Consider the following 17,502-nt stretch of genomic DNA (forward strand, 5'->3'; position numbering starts at 1 on the left):
ACGCCATAAGCTGACCGTCCGCGAGTGGCCACTGGCGCCGTTTCATTGGATGGCGTTCGACCAGGTGGAGAGGATGATCTCGCGATCGGCGCGGTCCTTGCTTTCGAGTGTCAGTTTCCAGCTTCCCTTAGTGGTTGCGCGGTCGATGAAGATTGAACGGAAGATCTGGTTCGCCTCCGGAGTGCCGCTCCTGTTGCTGGCGACGACTTGGCCTTTGTCATCGATCAGCGTTGCGGACACGCTGCTCGCGGCGAGGAAAGTCAGGCCGAAATTGCTCGCTTCTTCGACAGGGATCGTGATGGTCAGCGACTGACCGGGCGCGATGAGGAGAATCTTCGAAAAGTCGGGCGTGGTTGATCCGCTCTCATCTTCCGGCCCCTCGACGCCGAGCAGCATGAGGCGCGCCGGTGCCCGAGCGCTTCCAGCGGTCGCTGCGGATTTCGACGCGCTCGCCGACTGTTCGCCGGGGCCGAGCGCAATGCGCGGCATCACGAACGAAGAGAAGGGGCCGGTCTCGGTCATGCTCGTGTGAAGGATGGCTTGCGTTTCATTGTCCGCGATCATCCACTTCGCCGATGGTTCGGCGACCACGCCATCGCTCCGTGTGAGCATCCGGCACACGGGGGGCAAGGGGTTTCCGGCAAGAACCGAGAAAGGGACGCCCTTGCGATCGACGGTCTCCGCGTTGAACTTCATCACATTGATCGGCCGCAGTTCGCGCAGGGCCTCCATCGGTCTCCCGGCGAGCTCCAGCGGGATGCTCATCAGGTCGGCGCAGCTGCTCCCCCTGTTGGGTGTTCCGAGCATCACCAGGTGCGATATCTGCGGCTTGCCGTCGGGATAGGTTGGCATCGTCGCGTGGATATAGCGCCGGCTGATCAGGCCGCCCATCGAATGGGCGACAAGGTCGACATGCCACGCATTGCGGTCCTTTTGCGCGTAGCGGACATAATTGCCGAGCTCGACGGCATTTTGGGCGATCGTGTTGGTGGGACCGAAGTTGCCCATCTCATCGCCGGTGTTCATCCGCCCATGTTCCGGCTTCTCGCCGACGGGAAAGGCCTTCCAGTCATAGCTGTGGCTGGTGGTCAGGATATTCTGCCAAGGCCCCCACGCGCGCCAGTTGGACCAGAGGCCGTGAACGAGCACGAGCGGTTTCGGCGCAACTTTCAGATTGCGCGTCATGTCGTCGACCTTCTTCCCCTTGTCCTCGACCTCGGCCTTGATACGCTGCATGAGCCGCGGCCGGCCGTCGTCGAACCAGGCATAGCCCGAGCTGTCCCACTTGAACTGCACTTCGCGCTGCTGGCCTGCCGGCACGGTGACCGAGACTTCGCCGAGCAGGCCGTCGGGCTTGGCGCCGTCCCATTTGTCGCCCTTGTAGGTGTCACGGAACTTCACCGTCGCCGATTTCTCGTCGGGGCTGTCGTTTGCGACGACTGCTGTCAGGCGCACGATATTGCCATCGATCGTGCCAACCTGCTCGACGATCTCTTTCCAGGCGTCCCAGGTGGGAAAGCGCATGTCCTCGAACTTCACATCGACGAGGCGCAGATCGCCACCGCAGCGACGCAGGTTCCAGCGCAGCGACTCGGTCACACCATAGGAGGTAACCGAGTGCGCGCCCGTCAGGCGGTTGAGATCGGATGGCTGCATCCGGTCTTCGCCGCTGCTCGAAAAGCGCATCGCGTCGATCGTGGTGGGCATGTCAGCAATTTTCTGGTTCGTGGCCTCCTTGGATTTGCACTGGCCACTGAAGCTTGCCGAATTCGATCCCGAGGCGGTGCCCTGGAACTCGGGCAGCCGGACGCTGACGCTATAGGTGCCGTCGTTATCGGTCGTGATGTCCACGCCCGCCTCGAGGCCGCTCGCGTTACCGCGTCGCTCGCTCTTGCTCACAAACTGGCCCGACATCTGGCGCATCGTACGCTCGTGCGGACAGATCATCTGGTCGTTGGAGTTTATGGTTTCGGTCGCCGTCGCGTTGAGATTTATATTCGCCGTTCCGATGCTGTATTCGCCATCGGGCGCCGGCCGGACCGCGACATGCGCGACATAGTCGTCGTTGATCGAGCTGTTGGTCGTCTCGGTGCCCTTGCCCGAAACCCGCTTGACCGTCTTGGAGTCGCTGCTCGCCTGGTGCCGCGAATATTCCACCGTTCCCTCCCAGCCGGCCGTGCATTGCGCCGCGGCAGCGGCTGCCACCGGGGCGCCCGCGCCAGACAGCGTCAATCCGACCGCAAGGGCCGGCAAGGTGCGCATGATCGTCATGGGAATATCCTCTGGATGCTACTGCGCGTTTCGCGGCCGCAGGGAGCGTCGAAGCTTGCGCTCATCAAATTCCTTTGGGGGTGCGTGGCGGCAGGCGTGGCGGAGTGCCGGGGGGGGGGGGCTCGTCGGCACTCCGTTGCCGACGCGATCAGCCTTCCGGTTTTGCCTCGGCCTTTGCGCGGGCTTCAGGCTTGGCTTCGGCCTTCGCGCGCGCCTCGGGCTTCGCTTCGGCTTTCGCGCGGGCCTCTGGCTTGGCTTCGGCCTTGGCATGGGCTTCGGGCTTGGCTTCAGCCTTCGCCAATACGGGCATCGGCAGGCCGAGCGCGATCGCAGCGGCGAGGAAGGGGAGTTTGCTCATCTTGGACTCCATCGTCGTGAGGTGGAACAGAGAGGCCGGCCCTTGCCGGGGTGGCGTGGGACGAACCGGCCCTCTCTGCTCGCGGCTCGATGCCGCGACCGTCACGCTATGGGACCGTCGATGTCGATGCCCTGGGCTTGCTTCGAAACCGGATGGTCGTGCGACGGACCGCCGAGGCGTCGACCAAAGCGGACGCTGGCGCGACGAAAATGTCAGGCGAGGCCGAGCCGCTCCAGCACGGCGCGGACATAGCTCGGCCCGACCTGCACGACCGCGCCATCTTCCATTTCGAGTGCGATGAGTCCCTTGCCAAGCCGCTGCACCGCTTTCACGAGCGCGGGCCGGATGAAGGCGGAGCGATGGACACGCATGATCTGCGCGGGGTCGAGCAGCTGCTCCAGCGCCGTCATCGAAATACGGTGGATATAGCTTCGCGTCGCGGTGTGGAGGAGCACATAGTCGCGGGCGGCCTCGACCCATTCGATCTGCGCAACGGGGAGGCGGAGGTTGCCGCTCGCGACCTGGACCCAAATTGCCTCTTCGCGCGCGGCCGCCGGAGCGTTTGCCATCCGGTCGGCCGCATCTCGCATCGCCTGCCGCCGCCGCGCCCGTTCGACTGCCTGGCGGAGCCGGTCGAAGCGCACGGGTTTAAGCAGATAGTCGGCGGCATCGACCTCGAACGCGTCGGGCGCATATTGTTCGAAGGCGGTGACGAAGATGATTTCGGGCCGCGGATCGGCGACGAGATCGGCGGCAACGCGAATGCCGCTTTTCTGGGGCATCGAGATGTCGAGCATCACGAGGTCGGGCCTGAGCTTGGCAATCCGGTCTTCTGCCTCTTCGCCGGTCGAAGCCGTGCCGACGACCTCGACATCGTCGATGTCTCCGAACAGCGTTTCGAGACGCCGCAGCGCCAGCGGCTCGTCGTCGACGAGCAGGACGTGCAGCGTGCTCATGCCGCGAACTCGTTGCGCCGTTCGAGCGGCAGTCGCGCGATCGCGAGGAAGCCGCGTTCGCGTTTGAGCGTCTCGAGGCTGCCCTTGTTGCCATAGAGCGTCTCGAGCCGCTGGCGGACGTTGGCGATGCCGACGCCTGTGCCCGGCCTTGCGTCCTTTTCCTGTCCTGCGCCGTCGTCCTCGACCGAGACGAGCAACATGTTGTCGTCGCTCGACGCTTCAACCTTGATTGTCACCGGCACCGCGGATGGTGCGAGCGCATATTTGATCGCATTCTCGATCAGCGGCTGGAGGAGGAAACCTGGCACCAGCGCGCTGTTAAGCGCGGGCGGGCAGACAAATTCGACCGCGAGCCGCTCGCCGAAGCGTACGCTCTCGATCTCGAGATAGTGTTGCAGCGTCGCGAGCTCGTCCTCGAGCGGTAGCAAGGCATCGGGCTGCGACGACAAGGTCGCGCGCAGGAACTCGGATAGTTTGGCGAGCATCGCGTCGGCGGTGCGATATTCCTTCGTGACGATCAGCGACGAGATCGCGTTGAGCGTGTTGAACAGGAAGTGGGGATTGAGCTGATAGCGAAGCGCCGCAAGGCTTGCGGCGCTTGCGGCGGCTTCGGCGCGGCTTGCGGCTTCGCGCACGACAGCAAGTTCCAGTTCGCGCTCGCGTGTCAGCTTGTTCGCCTCGATCACGGTGAAGGCGGCGCCGAGCAAGGCGAACTGCCAGACGAGCGCAATGAAATTGTTCGTCGCGCGGAGCGCAAAGGGCGCGGATTGTTGTGGCGATACGACGAGCCGCCCGATCCATTCGCCGGTCGAGGCGTCGATCAGCGCGAGCAAGCCCGATGCAAAAACCACCGCCACGCCCATCGCGGCAAGGCGGACCACGGCATTGCGGCGCCGCGTGGTCCGGACCGCCCAATAGACACCGCCCGACAGGAGCGCGCCCATCACGCAGATGTTGATGACAGAAACGGTGACGTACAGGCCCGCGCCGCTGAACAGGTGATAGGGGATGATGTAGAGCACCCCGGACAGGATCCAGGTCGCGGCAACCAGAGAGATGGTCTGACGATGTTCGGGCTTCAGCGGCATGGCAATTCCAATGTCTAGTTCGCGCCGAGCATAAAGGAAGGGTGCGCGGTTGGCGTCCTGCCTCGTCGCACTGGCGTCGGCCTTCGTCGCACGGCAATCGACTCCGGCGAGGGGATGTCGGCCTTGGTCGCAGAGGCGTGGAATGCCCGCCCTCTTCGCCATAGCCGGACCCTGTTCGCGGCAATCGGCCGCCAGGAGATTCCATCATGGCACTCACCCGTTACCGTCACAGCTTGGTTGCCTTCGGCCTGCTCGGCGCCCTGATTATCGCCGAGCAGGCGCGCGCGGCCGCCTTCGAGCTGCCGACGAGCGTGGGCGGGACAGCTGCGCCTGCCGCCGCTGCGCCCACGACCCGGCAGCCGCTTGAAGTTCTACCCTCGGGGCATCCGGTCGTACAGGTGAGTATCGATGGCGCGGAACCTAAGCGCTTCGTCATCGACACCGCCGCAAGCAGCACGACGATCATGCCGAAGCTGCGGGCAGAGATGCCCGGCCTTGTCGCCAAGCTTTCGGACACTCCGCTCAATGGAGCCGCAGGAAGAAGCGATGTCGAAACGACAGTCGTCAGGCAGGTTGCAGTCGCCGGGCACGTGTTCAACTCTCCCGAGCTCATGCTTCTACCCCCCGGGCCGACCGACCATCTCGGCGTCGACGGGATATTGGGCGCGGATATCATCGCCGACTTTACGGTCGAGCTGGATATGCCCGGTGGCCTTTGGCGGATGACGCCGAAACTTGAAGCCGGGATGCTCGAGGGACTTTCCGCGTCGGTGCCCTTCGTCCTCGACGATATGCGCGCACCGCGCCTGACGATCCGTCTCAACGGCGTCGAAGTCCCCGCCATTCTCGACACCGGCGCGCGCGGGACGATCATCAATTGGGCGGCGGCGAAGGCGATCGGGCTCACCCCCGACAGCCCCGGTCTCGCCAAGGCGTCGGACATCAAGGGCGCGACCAACCATGCCATGCCGAGCGTCGAAGCGCCGATCGACGCGCTCATGATCGGCGATGCGATGGTTGCGGGCCGCAAGGTGCGCGTCGCCGACCTTTCGATCTTCAAGGTGCTGGGGTTCGCCCCCGAACAGCCCGCGGTGATCCTCGGGATCGATATGTTCGCCGACCGGCGCTTCGTCATCGATCACCCGGGACTGCGGCTCCACGTCTCGCCGCCGATTTTGCCGGCACCCTAACACCCCTGACGATCGGGAGAAGGCCATCATGAAAAAGACACTGACTCGCGGAGCCGCGCTCGGCGCGCTCGCCATCGCCGCGACCGCCGCCTTCGCGCAGCAGGCGCCCAAACCGAAGATCGAGGCCGTCTATTGGCTGTCGGCCGAAACCGTTTCGGGCATGGCGACTGGCCAGCCCGCGGGCGTCGAGAAGAATCTCTCGCTCCAACTCGGCTCTACGCGGAGCAGCACAGCTCCCAGCGCGGAGCATCTGCCGCCGCAGGGGCTGCGCGCCGGCGAGCGCCTGCCGCTCGTCTCGCCGGGCAAGGGTGTGCCCAAAACCGACGCCAACCCCGATTACCGGCCCGGAACGCCGGACAAGCCCAAAGGACGTATCGAGCTATACTGGGGCTGCGGCGAGGTCGCTCCCTCGGGACAGCCGGTGGTCATCGACCTTGCGACGATGAAGCCCAGCGCCGCGTCGCCCTTCGGCGCGATTCCCAATGTGAAGGCAATGGTGCCGCCGTCGGCGGGGCGCCACGCGACCTATGGCGAATGGCCGGGCGGCAAGAATGGCACGCGTGTGCCAAGTGGTGCCTCGCTCGTCGGCGATCATGTCGTGCAGGGCAATTATTCGCCTGAATTGCGCTTCTCCGTTGCCAGTGGAAGCGATTTCCTCGCACCTCTTGCGCCGAAAAGCGCCGAGTTGGCTTCGGGCGCGGTCAGTGTGAGCTGGCCCGCGCTCGCCAATGCCCGCGGCTACATCATGACTGTGACGGGCGCGCGCGAGGACGGCACGATCGTGATGTGGACGTCGAGCGCGGTGCGCATGCCGGGCATGGCGCTGCCCGACTATCTCGAACAATCCGACATCGCGCGGCTCGTCCAGCAACGCATCCTCCTCGCGCCCGCGACGAGTGAATGCATTGTCCCTTCGGCAGTGGGCAAAGCGTCGGAATCGGCGATGCTGATGATGACCGCCTACGGACCCGAGGCCAATTACGGATCGCCGCGCGAAGCGCCGCTGGGCTGGGGCGTCAAGCTGCGCACCAAGGCGACGCATATGGGCATGCTCGGTGTCGACTTCGCGTCGCTGATGGGGGGCGGCGACACCGATAGCGCCGTACCCGCGGCCGACGCCAAACCTAAAAAGAAGCGCGGTCTGCTGCGCGGCGTCATCGGCGGCGCGCTGGGCCTGCCCGGCTGAGCCTCGAAACATCAAGAAAGTTCGATCGATGAAATTTTCCTTCCTGAAACTCGTCCTTCTCGGCCTGCTTGCTGTGGCACCCACCGCTCCCGCAGCGCATGCCGCGGCGGGCGACAGCCGGGCACCGAAGAAATTGATGGAGCGTTGGGCGGCAGCAACGCCGTATCCCGGGGCTGGTCTGCCCGGCTGGTATTCGAAAACGCCCGACGTCCACGTCCATCAGCCCCGTAATCTCGCGAAGATCCCGATCGCCGAGATCGACCTGCTGCGCCGGCGCGCGATGGTCGCCTTCAATGCGCTGATGCAGCAACCCTCGCTCCGCGATGTGCGCGGCACCAGCCTGCACGCCGACATCAACATCTCCGTCGTGCCAACGCTCGATGGCGTGCGGCTGGTCGGCGCGACCTTCACGATCCGGGCCAAAAGCGTGATCGATGGCGACCCCGATACGATCCAACGCGACGGACGTTATCTAACCCCCTCGGAAGAGGGCGCGGTCCTTAGCGTCTTCCTCAATCCCTATGACATGATGGCGCGCCGCCAGGTGCAGGCCGAGGGCGTCCAGCACAGAAGTTTTCAGGTGCGTACCGGGTCCGCCTTCGGTGTGTATGTCGCCGACCGCCTCCCCGATTATGACCCCAATTCGGAATATGCCTGGGGTCCACGGCCGCTCGCGCTGCAACTGCAGCACGACCGAAGCTGGTATCAGCCGGGCGCCGCGGGCGTCCATCCGCTGCTCGTACACATGTCGAGCTATTCGCACGAAAATGACGACCTGCGCAGCGACCGGCTGAGCCCCGAGCGCCCCGCCGCGCGTCTCGCCGCGGCGATGTTCATGACCGATTGGGAAGATGTGCAACGCCGCATGAAGGAGATAAATTGATGAGCCGCTTGATCCTCACGACGCTCGGGCTCGCGCTTGCCGCCGCACCGGCCACGTCCTTGGCCCAGCGCACCGACGACAATGCGACGACCAGCGCCGAGGATGCTTTCGGTACCTCGATCGGCGGCGAGCAGATCGGCATCTATAACCCGAACTATGTCCGGGGCTTTTCGGCCGCGGAGGCGGGGAACATCCGTCTCGACGGGCTGTACATTGACCAGCAAGCGGCCTTTTCCGATCGGCTGATCGGAGGCTTGCAGATGCGCGTCGGCCTGTCGGCGCAAGGATATCCCTTTCCCGCGCCCACCGGCATCGCCGAATATGAGCTGCGCAAACCCGGTGCGAAACGGCTGCTCAGCGTCAGCGGGCGCCTTGGGCCGTTCGGATCGAAGGTTCTCGAACTCGACGCGCAAGTGCCGGTCACCGACCGGCTGTCGATCGGCGCGGGCTATGGACTGGTGTCCGACCGCAATCACACCGGCGGTGCGGCCGAATTTCGCACGGCTGCGCTGATTGCACGGTGGGAACCGGTCGACGGCGTCGAAATCATGCCTTTTTGGAGCCGCGTCGGGATCGCCGACGAGGAACTCCCGCCATTGCTGCTGACCGCTGGAGACTTTCTGCCGCCGCGGCTCGAGCGCGTGAAGCGAATCGGACAGAAATGGGCGGCCAACGACGGCGAAACGATCACCGCGGGTCTGGCCACCACGTTGAAAAGCGGAGGCTGGACGCTGAAGGCCGGCGCATTTCGTTCGATCCTCGATCTTGACCGCTCGCACACCCAGCTGTTTCTTAATGTTCGACCTGACGGGACCGCCGATGAGGTTGTCATCGCGGAACCCGGGCGCCGTTCGGCCTCGACGAGCGGCGAGGTGCGGCTGTCGCGCCGCTTCGCCGACGGGCCGCGGCTCCACACGCTCCACTTTTCGATCAAGGGTCGCGACCGGGCACGCGTCTATGGCGGCAGCAGTGAAATCTTTGTCGGCAACCATCCGATCGAAGATCCCGTCGACTTCCCCGAGCCCGTTTCAAATTTTGGTCCGCAGACGCGCGATACCGTCCGGCAGTGGACCGCGGGCATCGCCTATGAGGGACGCTGGAAGGACGTCGGCGAAGTGAGCATCGGCGTGCAGAAGACCGACTATAGCAAGCGCGTGTTCGGCCCCGACCTGCCCGTGATCACGACGAAGGATGCGCCGCTGCTGCTGAATGCGACCGCCGCCCTCTACGCTTCGCCGTCGCTCGCCTTTTACGGCAGCTACACCGAAGGACTGGAGGAGAGCCCCGTCGCCCCCGGTCATGCGGTCAACCGCGACGAAGCGCCGCCGGCAATCCGAACGCGCCAGGTCGACGCCGGCCTTCGCTGGTCGATCGTCCCCGGGATCCGTCTGGTCGCGGGGGTGTTCGAAGTAACCAAGCCTTTCTATTCGCTCGACGATGCAAGGCTGTTCCGCCAACTCGGCGACGTGCGCCATCGCGGCGCCGAATTCTCGCTTTCGGGCCAGATCGCTCCGGGCCTGACCGCAATCGCCGGGACGGCGCTGATCGACGCCAGGCTGTCGGGCGACGCCGTCGATAGCGGGCTGGTCGGCCGGAAACCGCTCGCGAGCTTCGGCCGGCTTTCGACCGCGGTGCTCGATTATCGGCCGACCTTTGCGCCTGCGCTCTCTGTCGATCTCGTCGTCGAAAGCACGTCGGACCGGGTTGCGAGTGCCGACGGCAAACTCGTTATCCCGGCGCGAGCCATAGCGTCGGTCGGCGGCCGCTACCGGTTCAGGCTCGGCAAGGCGCCGGCAACCCTGCGCGTGCAGGTTGCGAACATCGGCAACAAATATGGCTGGGCGAACGGGTCGTCGGGTATCTACCTCTACAACCTTCCGCGCCGGCTGACCGCCACCCTGACGACCGATCTCGGCTGACGTCATCAACTCGTGAAATTTTCGGAGACCAACATGCAACGCATTTTGTGCGCAGCCTTCGCCGCAACCGCTCTTCTGATATCTGCGCACAACGCATATGCGCAGGGGTTTCTGAAGCGCCTAGCCGATCGCGCCGTCGAGAAGGTGGAGGAGAATGCCGAAAAGCTCGCCGGCGATGTGATCAATGGATCGGCCAGACCGCGCCAGGATAAGAGCTCGAATGACGAGGCACCTGTCCCCGTTGAAACTTCGCAGGAGCCGGCATCAGCGCAGGTACCTCCTGCCGCGTCAGCCCCAAAGGCACGTTACATCGACGGCCTCAAGACGCCACCTGACGTCGAGGCGAAGAAGGCCGAGTATAACAAGTTCGGCGAAGTGAGCTGCGACGACTGCGAAGGCGGCATTGAGCTTGATGGCCGACCCACCTTTCCGTTCGACGAGTTCAGTGGACGATATAATGAGCGCGCCAAGCGCGCGGGCAACTGGCCTATTGGCTATGTTCACCGTTGGCAGGGTCGCGCCTCCAAGGGGACGTTGACCTTGATGTCTGAAGAGCGGGTCGACGGCTTTCAGTGCCGCCGGCTTGAATATCGGCTGGAGCGGGGCGGGTCCTCTGTCAGTCGGCCCGGGCTGATTTGCCTTGGACTGGCGAACAGCTCGTCGGATGTCGAAAACTGGCACGAGATATACTGAGCCGCCGGCGTCGACGCCGGGTTGAGGCGCGCGAGAAAATCGCCTGCAAAATGAGGTTATTTATGAAGAATTTGGCCATTCTTACCGTCTTAACAGCGATAGCCGCGACTTCGGTGCTCCATGCTGAGGCAATTCCGGCAAGCGCCGCAGGTGTCTGGACGCAATTCAGCAGCGGCAAAGAGCTGGTACTTGTGCCGCGCATCAAACTCCAACCCAACGTCGGCGTGTCCTATGGCACCAGCCTGGGCGGCACCGCTGGCTATGGTTCGTCTACGCGCACAACGATCGTGACCGAGCCAGTTCAGATGCAGGTATCGCGTTCCATGACGCTGGAAGTCGAGCAAGACGGCCGTTTTAAGTGGAGGATCGTCAAACGCCACGCCGAAACGGAAAGCTGCTCGATGACGACGACGCAAATGAAGCAGGGGCGTCTCACTCACGAGGGCGGCAAGGCCAGTTTCGCCGTCGAGGATGGCACCGAGAGCTTTGTATCGAGCTGTGGCCGGGAAGGCAGTTCCCAACTTGCACGAACGTCGGAGCAGTATGTCGTCCAGCTCAGCGGTGGCCGACTGGTGTTGCAAAGCGGCGCGACCCGCTGGACCTTTCTGAGGAGCTAAATGCGGATCATCTTATGTCCGCTTATACCCACACTCGTCTGGAAGCTGCCTGTCCGAACTCGGCCAATGTTGCTCAGTTGAATGGCGTCTGCCCGCTCGGCGAGTAGAGGATCGAGAAGGTAATGAAGTGCATCGCTTCGCGCATGGATTTGAATTCCGCGCGAATGGTCCACGTGTCGATACGCTCGGTCCAGGGAAGATATCCCAGCATTTCCGCAGCGCCGTGGCTCGTCATTTCCAGCAGGAGTTCGAACGGGCCGTCGAGCTTGAAGGGCGTGGAGGCCGGCGCCGCAAACGCTTCCTTGGCGGCCGCCTTGAGTCCTTTGCAAACTTGGCGGGGCGGCAAGGATTCCTGGGACAATTGGCCAAAGGAATGCTTCGTCGCGAACAATGCCGCGTCCGGTGCATAGCGCTTGGCGTCCTCGATCGTATACTGATCGCCCGAGACGAGAAGGACGGGCTTGCCGAATTCGCCTGCCAGCGCCGCGTTGAAATATCCCTCGGAGGCGATCTCTCCGTTCAGGCGAATGGAACGGAAGGCCGCGCTGGAGAAACTGTGATTGAAGATGGCGTCGGCGGTCCCCGCCGCCGCATGATAGCCGATAAACGCGCAGGCATCGGTCGCGGGATCGTCGATCATCTGCATTTGAAGCAAGGGGCGCGGCCACGATCGGATCAGGCGGATATTGTCGAGCAGCAGGTCGGGATCGATATTCTGGGCGTTGCTGTGCGAATCCGTCGCGATGACCTCATCATAGCCCGCCTCGAATGCGGCTTCGGCAACGGCATTGAGCTCGTTCGTCATCCATTTGCGCGCCGCCTGCCACTCCCAGCCCTGCGGCGTGAGAGCGGCGCGCGATGCTACGCCCGCAATGCCTTCCATGTCGACCGACAACAAGATCCTTCGCATCATGCTTCTCCTGATGGGCGCGCATAGCTGGCTCGCCCGGGCAAATTATTCTGCCGCGCGGTGGCGAACCTCTGCGATCGTCCGCGCGAGCGGTTTCGGCGCCAGCCCAAAGCAAAGCAGGCTGATGGCAATGCCGAGCATCCCGGCCGACGAAAGCGAAATGAGGACGCCGCGGTCGCCGGTGAGCAGCCCGGACAGGGCGCCGACGAACAGCGGCGAAGCGGCGTGTCCTATCGCCAGCACGATGCCGACGAAGGATAATATTCTGGAGCGAAGCGCGTCAGGCGACAGGTCCTGGACGATGCCGGGCATAAGTGCTGCGACGCCGATCAGCATTGTGAGCTGGCAAGCCGCGGTGACGAACATCGCCCATGAAGACGTCACGAACGGGAGAAGCAGGCTCGGAACGATCGCGAACAGCAGAAAGGCCTTGGCTATGCGCAGCGGGCGCTGGACGGGGTCGCCGCCCATAAATTTGAGCGTGACCCCGGGCAAGGTGACCCCCACGACAGAGGCGACCGCCATGGCGGTGCCCATCTGGACGCCCGCTGTCTCGGGCGGCAGTCCGAAAGCCCGGAAGGCCGCAAGCGGCAACCAGCCATAGGCCGCGGAAAGCGGCAAGCAGTAGCCAAAAATCCCCCCGAAGATGCAGGCGAAAGTCGTTCGGTGCGCCCGAATAAACGGCAGCATCGTCACGCCAGCGCTTGCCTCGGCGGTTCCCGTCGCCTCCTTGGCTCTCGCGGTCGACTGACCGACGGGGAGCGTTGCCACGAGCAGAATGAAGATTGGGGCCGGCAGGGCGACGATCAGGATCGCCGCGCGCCAGGCTTCGAGGGAGGCCAGAGGGGCGGGAAGGGCGCTCGCATTTGCCGTCAGCCATCCGATCGCGCCGCCGCCAAGCATGACGCCGACCGCGCCGCCCAAAATCGTTGCCGCAAAATAGATGAAGTTTGCCGTACTGCGATGCCGCGTGCGAAAGATATCGGGGATCATGGCAAAGATGATCGGCATCAGCCCCGCTTCGCCGACGGCGATGCCGATGGTGGCGATGAAAAGGCCCATGAAGCTTGTCTGATAGGCGCACGCCGCAGTCGACAGCGACCAGATGATGATCCCGGCAACGAGGATGAGCCGCCGGCCGTACCGATCGGCGAGCCAGCCCATCGGATAGCTCGCAGCCGACGCGAAGATCGCCATGCCGAGGCCTTGCAGCGCTCCGAGCTGAAGATCGCTGAGTTGCAAAGATTGTTGAAGCGATGGGAAGACCAGATTCAAAATCTGCCGGTCGACGAAGGCGAAGATCGTCGTCAGGATCAGAATGGCGAGAGCGTACCACGCGCGGATCGGGGTCGGTGCGGCAGCGTCCTCTTCGGGCAGATCGGCGCCTGACATGGTCGGTCGCATGGCTAGGCCTCCATCATGGCTGAAATGCGAAACCGACGCCGCGGCCGATCGCCGGCCAGACCGAGAGCCCGTGATCCTGCTTCTCAAAAAGAGCGTAGTCGCCGACTTGCAAGGTCCGATGGTCGAGCGCGCTGAGCCGCTCGACCATCGCGCGGCCGTTCTCCACCATATTGGCGTAACGGAAAAGCGCGCGGGTCTGCTCGATGTCTGCGCCGGGTGGCATCTGGCTTGGTTCGTTCTCGTTCGCACCCATGGTTATAAGCAGACGGCGTGCTTCATCGAGGGATGGCGAAGACCGCGCAAAATTGCGTTCGTAATCGAGTAGCGCACGGTCCGCCCACCAGATCGACGGACTCGCTGCGATGTAGCTCTTGAACAATTTTGGCCGGGTAAAGAGCGAGTAGAGAATTGCGAGGCCGCCAAGCGAATGGCCGAAGAAGGCCGACGACGCCATGTCGACCGGAGCGATGCTCGCCACCATCGGCAGGATGTCGCGCTCGATCGTATCGAGGAAAGCGTCGAGACCGCCGCTTGCGGACGGGTCGGCGGGAATATTGGGGAAGCTGTGGCGCGGCGGCACCGGCAAGGTTAGGTCATAGCGGCGTTCGCGGCTGATTGCTGCGACCATCCCCGGAAGCCGTGCTTCTGCGTCCGAAAGTGGGCCACGCTCCGCAAGTGAGGCTGCGGCGAATTCGGGCGTCTCGGGATAACCCAGGCCGACGACCAGCACGTCGGGTGCGTTGAAGTTCCACCGCACCGCCTCGCAGGCGCTGGCGAAATAGCGGTTGCCGTCAAGAAGGAAGAGCGGGCGGTAGCCGCCAACCGGTGGCGGAATGAGCGGCAAACCGAGGAAGAGCGCGTAGGACCGGCCATTGATCGATGATTCGATCGTGATGGTCCGGCTGTTCGGGATCGCGAAGTCTGCGGGCAGTTCGTCCGGCGACATGTGCATCAGACCAGCTCCGGCTCGCGCACGAAATTGATGATCGCGTCGGTAAAGTCGGCCGGCGCGTCGGCCGCCATCAAATGGCTGCTGTCCTCGAATATCCGGAGGACCGAGTTGCCGATCAACGCGTGAAGCTCTTCCGAAAATTCGGGCGCGCAGATGAAGTCGTGGCGACCGGCCAGGATAAGCGTTGGCGCGGTGATATTGCGAAGCTCGCCGCGCAGATCGAAGCTTTGCATGAAGCCGCCCGGGCCGAACGCTCGCCGGGAAATTTCGTGGCTGTAGATCGCACGGCCGCTGCTGCCGACGGGTGAGGCAGGATCGTGCGCGCGGCTGTAGAGCGGGCCCATGACGCGGAAATAGGCTTCGACCTTGGCATCCGTGTCGAGGGTCGCCGACGTAAGCCTATCGAACATCTGCACCTGCTCTTCCGAACCCCGCGCCGCGACGATCGCCCGGGCGCGGTCGATGAGCCCCTTGTGCGCCGCAGTCGCGAACAGCACGAGCCGGGACACGGAATCCGGATAACGTGCGGCGTGCGCCATGGCGACCATGCCGCCGTAGCTGCCGCCGATACTGACGATCGGACCAAGGCCCAGATGCCGGCGCAGCGCCTCCATGTCCTCGACGGTCTCGTCGAGCGTGCAGCGTTCGAGCGGCTCGCGATCGGATCTGCCATGCCCGCGCTGGTCGAAGAAGACGAGCTGCATATGATCCCTGAGCGCCGCGCTGCCGCCCCGCGCGCCGACATGGTCGATGCCAGGCCCGCCGTGAACGAGAAACGCCGCAGGCCTCTCGATCATCCTGTCGCCGCTGCGAACGAGACCCGCCCCATCGATGTCAAAGTAGATGCGGGTCCCGCGGATATCAGCAAACATATCGTCTCTTTTCCAAATCGATCTATCGATCGCCGGCAGCCGATTAGCGGAAGTCCACATCGACACTCAGGCCGATCGTCCGCGGTTGCAGAACAGTCGCACCATTGGGCGTGAGCCACGAGGTAAAGTCGTATTTGTTGGTCAGGTTACGGACGAACAGATTGATGTCGACCGGTCCGGTGCTGACGCCTGCCGTGAGATTGAGGGTGCTGTAGTTTCCGAGCCGGCGATTGCGCGGCGACTGCGGGAAATATTGATCACGCGCACCGGTGTATCGCCAGGCAAGGCCGAGCCGGGCCCGCGTGTCATCGCCAAGGTCAAAATCATAATCCGCGGTGAGGGAGCCGGCCCATTTCGGAGTGAGCGGCAGGCGATCGCCTGCACGTCCGGCAACCTCGGGCGCATCGTCCTTGAGTTCGGTGTCGGTGTAAGCGAAAGATCCCCCAAATGTAAGCCCGATCGCGGGGCGGACATTCAACGTGCCTTGCAGCCCCTTGCTGATCGCCTTGCCGCCATTGGCGATATAGGAGAGATTGGTGGGCGTCGCGCCCTGCAATTGGATATCGCGCCAATCGATGTAATAGGCCGACAGGTTGAGCATCACCTTGCGGTCGAAAAGATCGGATTTGAGGCCGATTTCATAATTTGTCAGCGTGTCGGGTTCGTAGCTTTGCGGGATGCCCGGCACGATAAAGTTGGGACCGCCAGGACGATAGCCCGACGAAATCCGTCCATAGAGCATCGCATCCTTGGTCACATGATAGCTTGTCGACAAGGTATAGGTCACCGAGCTGTCGGACGACGTGCGGGCGGGAAGATTGAGCGGCGCGCCCACGAGAAGCCCGTTTGCCGTCTGGCTCACGCGCTGACTGTTGCGGCTATACCGGATGCCGCCGCCGATATCCCAGGCGTCGGTGATATTGTAGGTCGTGTTCGCAAACAGCGCCCACTCGCGATACCGGCTCGGAATGGTGCCATCGAGCAGCGGGCTGAGACCCGCCGGCTGCGTGTCGCTGTTCGGCAGAAAGGCAAGGCCGAGCTGCTTGAACTGCGTCCGCTCGCGCGTGAAGAAGCCTCCTACAAGCCAATGCAGCAGGTCGGTCTGCGGCGACGCGAGACGCACTTCTTCGGTAAACTTCTTCACCTTGATGTCGTTGGCAAAGGTCGCATCGACGCCGAAAATGGGGCGGAAGGTCAGCGATGAGTCAGTGCGGAAGCGCGACCGCAGATCGCTCAGCGACGTGATCGATGTCAGGGTCGCAAAGCCGAAATCATAGTCGGCGGTGATCGACCCGAGCCCGGTTTCGCTTTCGAACCCTTCGGGCCGGTTCTTTGACGCGGTATATTTGCCAAACAGCGGCGTGCCGGCCGCGTTCACATTGATCAGCGCGAGTCCGTCGAACTTCGAGCGATTGTAGAGCCCTGACGCTTTCAGCGTGAAATTATCCGTGGGCTTCCAGTAAATGACGCCCCGGACTGCGTCCTGCGTCCCCTGGTTGACGTCGCGCTTCCCGATCGCAACGTTATCTACATATCCAGGAACGTCCTGATGCGTGCCGCTGATCGAGATCGCAAGCTGGTCGGGGACGACGACAAGATTGGCGGCGCCGCGAACGGTCCAGCCGAGGCTGTGGCCATGATCGACCGTGACAAGCTCGGCGCCTGCCTGATATCGGCTCTCGGTAAGGCTCGGTGTGCGCGTAACATATTTGACCAGCCCGCCCATGCTGCTCGCGCCGTAGAGCGTGCCTTGCGGGCCCTCGAGCACCTCGACGCGCTCAAGATCATAGGGAAACAGGTCCAGGCCCGCAGAGTTTCCCGCTGCAAAGGCGCCGCTCGACCCGATCGGCACATCGTCGATGTAGGTCGCGACAGTCGAACTCGCTTGAGTCCCCGTCGTTATGCCGCGCAGAGTGAGGCCATAGGCGCCGGGAACGCCGTAAAGCGAGTCGACCTGAAGCGCCGGCACCGCGACGGCAATGTCCTGGATACGGGTCGCGCCCGCTTCAGCGAGCGCCTCCCCGGATACGGCGGTCACGGCAAGGGGCACATCTTGCGCGCGCTGCTCGGACTTTTGCGCCGTCACGACGATCTCGCCCGCGCTCTCTGCTTCGCTCGCTGGGGTCTGCGCCCATGCTGGCGTGGCGGCGGTGGCGGCCGTGAGCATAAAAAATGCAGCGCGTTTCATCCTCGGCATGACATT

At 63.6% G+C, this 17,502-nt stretch carries 15 protein-coding genes; 6 read left to right on the top strand and 9 right to left on the bottom strand.

Annotation, left to right across the window (positions count from 1 at the left end; translation table 11 throughout):
- Positions 1 to 42: 42 nt before the first annotated feature.
- The 4 genes from BWQ93_RS02210 to BWQ93_RS02225 form a co-directional block, all read right to left on the bottom strand.
- On the bottom strand, positions 43 to 2,271 hold the full coding sequence (locus BWQ93_RS02210) for an esterase/lipase family protein (protein WP_077029096.1): 2,229 nt from the start codon (positions 2,269 to 2,271) through the stop codon (positions 43 to 45).
- Positions 2,272 to 2,419: 148 nt separating this feature from the next.
- A complete protein-coding gene (locus BWQ93_RS02215; RefSeq protein ID WP_198040453.1) occupies positions 2,420 to 2,629 on the bottom strand; it encodes a hypothetical protein in 210 nt (69 codons plus the stop codon).
- Positions 2,630 to 2,841: 212 nt separating this feature from the next.
- Entirely contained in the window at positions 2,842 to 3,585 is a 744-nt protein-coding gene (locus BWQ93_RS02220) for a LytR/AlgR family response regulator transcription factor (protein WP_077029098.1), read from the bottom strand.
- Positions 3,582 to 4,673, bottom strand: coding sequence for a sensor histidine kinase (locus BWQ93_RS02225; RefSeq protein WP_077029099.1), 1,092 nt, complete (start codon positions 4,671 to 4,673; stop codon positions 3,582 to 3,584). Before BWQ93_RS02225 ends, BWQ93_RS02220 begins: the two co-directional genes overlap by 4 nt.
- A gap of 206 nt (positions 4,674 to 4,879) precedes the next feature.
- Between BWQ93_RS02225 and BWQ93_RS02230 the strand changes: the two genes are divergently transcribed.
- From BWQ93_RS02230 to BWQ93_RS02255, 6 genes are all read left to right on the top strand, one after another.
- Positions 4,880 to 5,863 carry an aspartyl protease family protein gene (locus BWQ93_RS02230; protein WP_083720522.1) on the top strand — a complete coding sequence of 328 codons (984 nt, stop codon included), beginning with the start codon at positions 4,880 to 4,882 and terminating at the stop codon, positions 5,861 to 5,863.
- Between the two features lie 28 nt (positions 5,864 to 5,891).
- Positions 5,892 to 7,049, top strand: coding sequence for a hypothetical protein (locus BWQ93_RS02235; RefSeq protein WP_077029101.1), 1,158 nt, complete (start codon positions 5,892 to 5,894; stop codon positions 7,047 to 7,049).
- 28 nt (positions 7,050 to 7,077) lie between these two features.
- Positions 7,078 to 7,932 (top strand): hypothetical protein, encoded by an 855-nt coding sequence (locus tag BWQ93_RS02240; RefSeq protein ID WP_077029102.1) that lies wholly within the window; start codon positions 7,078 to 7,080, stop codon positions 7,930 to 7,932.
- Positions 7,932 to 9,851 carry a TonB-dependent receptor domain-containing protein gene (locus BWQ93_RS02245; RefSeq protein WP_077029103.1) on the top strand — a complete coding sequence of 640 codons (1,920 nt, stop codon included), beginning with the start codon at positions 7,932 to 7,934 and terminating at the stop codon, positions 9,849 to 9,851. Before BWQ93_RS02240 ends, BWQ93_RS02245 begins: the two co-directional genes overlap by 1 nt.
- A 33-nt stretch (positions 9,852 to 9,884) precedes the next feature.
- Complete coding sequence (locus BWQ93_RS02250; RefSeq protein WP_077029104.1) at positions 9,885 to 10,544, top strand: hypothetical protein; 660 nt, start codon at positions 9,885 to 9,887, stop codon at positions 10,542 to 10,544.
- A 62-nt stretch (positions 10,545 to 10,606) separates the two neighbouring features.
- A complete protein-coding gene (locus tag BWQ93_RS02255; protein WP_156878099.1) occupies positions 10,607 to 11,161 on the top strand; it encodes a hypothetical protein in 555 nt (184 codons plus the stop codon).
- 73 nt (positions 11,162 to 11,234) lie between these two features.
- Here BWQ93_RS02255 and BWQ93_RS02260 read toward each other — a convergent pair whose 3' ends face one another.
- From BWQ93_RS02260 to BWQ93_RS02280, 5 genes are read right to left on the bottom strand one after another with little or no spacing between them, the layout of a single operon-like run.
- Positions 11,235 to 12,074: a M55 family metallopeptidase gene (locus BWQ93_RS02260; RefSeq protein WP_083720524.1), complete on the bottom strand. Its 840-nt coding sequence runs from the start codon at positions 12,072 to 12,074 to the stop codon at positions 11,235 to 11,237.
- Between the two features lie 42 nt (positions 12,075 to 12,116).
- The gene (locus BWQ93_RS02265) at positions 12,117 to 13,475 is read right to left on the bottom strand and encodes an MFS transporter (protein ID WP_083720526.1); all 1,359 of its coding nucleotides are present in this window, start codon (positions 13,473 to 13,475) and stop codon (positions 12,117 to 12,119) included.
- A gap of 13 nt (positions 13,476 to 13,488) precedes the next feature.
- Positions 13,489 to 14,427, bottom strand: a complete 939-nt coding sequence (locus BWQ93_RS02270) for an alpha/beta hydrolase (RefSeq protein ID WP_077029108.1) — start codon at positions 14,425 to 14,427, stop codon at positions 13,489 to 13,491.
- Positions 14,427 to 15,299 (bottom strand): alpha/beta fold hydrolase, encoded by an 873-nt coding sequence (locus tag BWQ93_RS02275; RefSeq protein ID WP_077029109.1) that lies wholly within the window; start codon positions 15,297 to 15,299, stop codon positions 14,427 to 14,429. Before BWQ93_RS02275 ends, BWQ93_RS02270 begins: the two co-directional genes overlap by 1 nt.
- A 43-nt stretch (positions 15,300 to 15,342) precedes the next feature.
- Positions 15,343 to 17,487 carry a TonB-dependent receptor gene (locus BWQ93_RS02280; protein WP_198040454.1) on the bottom strand — a complete coding sequence of 715 codons (2,145 nt, stop codon included), beginning with the start codon at positions 17,485 to 17,487 and terminating at the stop codon, positions 15,343 to 15,345.
- Between the last annotated feature and the right edge of the window lie 15 nt (positions 17,488 to 17,502).

Origin of the sequence: Sphingopyxis sp. QXT-31, from assembly GCF_001984035.1 — a bacterium.
Classification (GTDB): Bacteria; Pseudomonadota; Alphaproteobacteria; order Sphingomonadales; family Sphingomonadaceae; genus Sphingopyxis.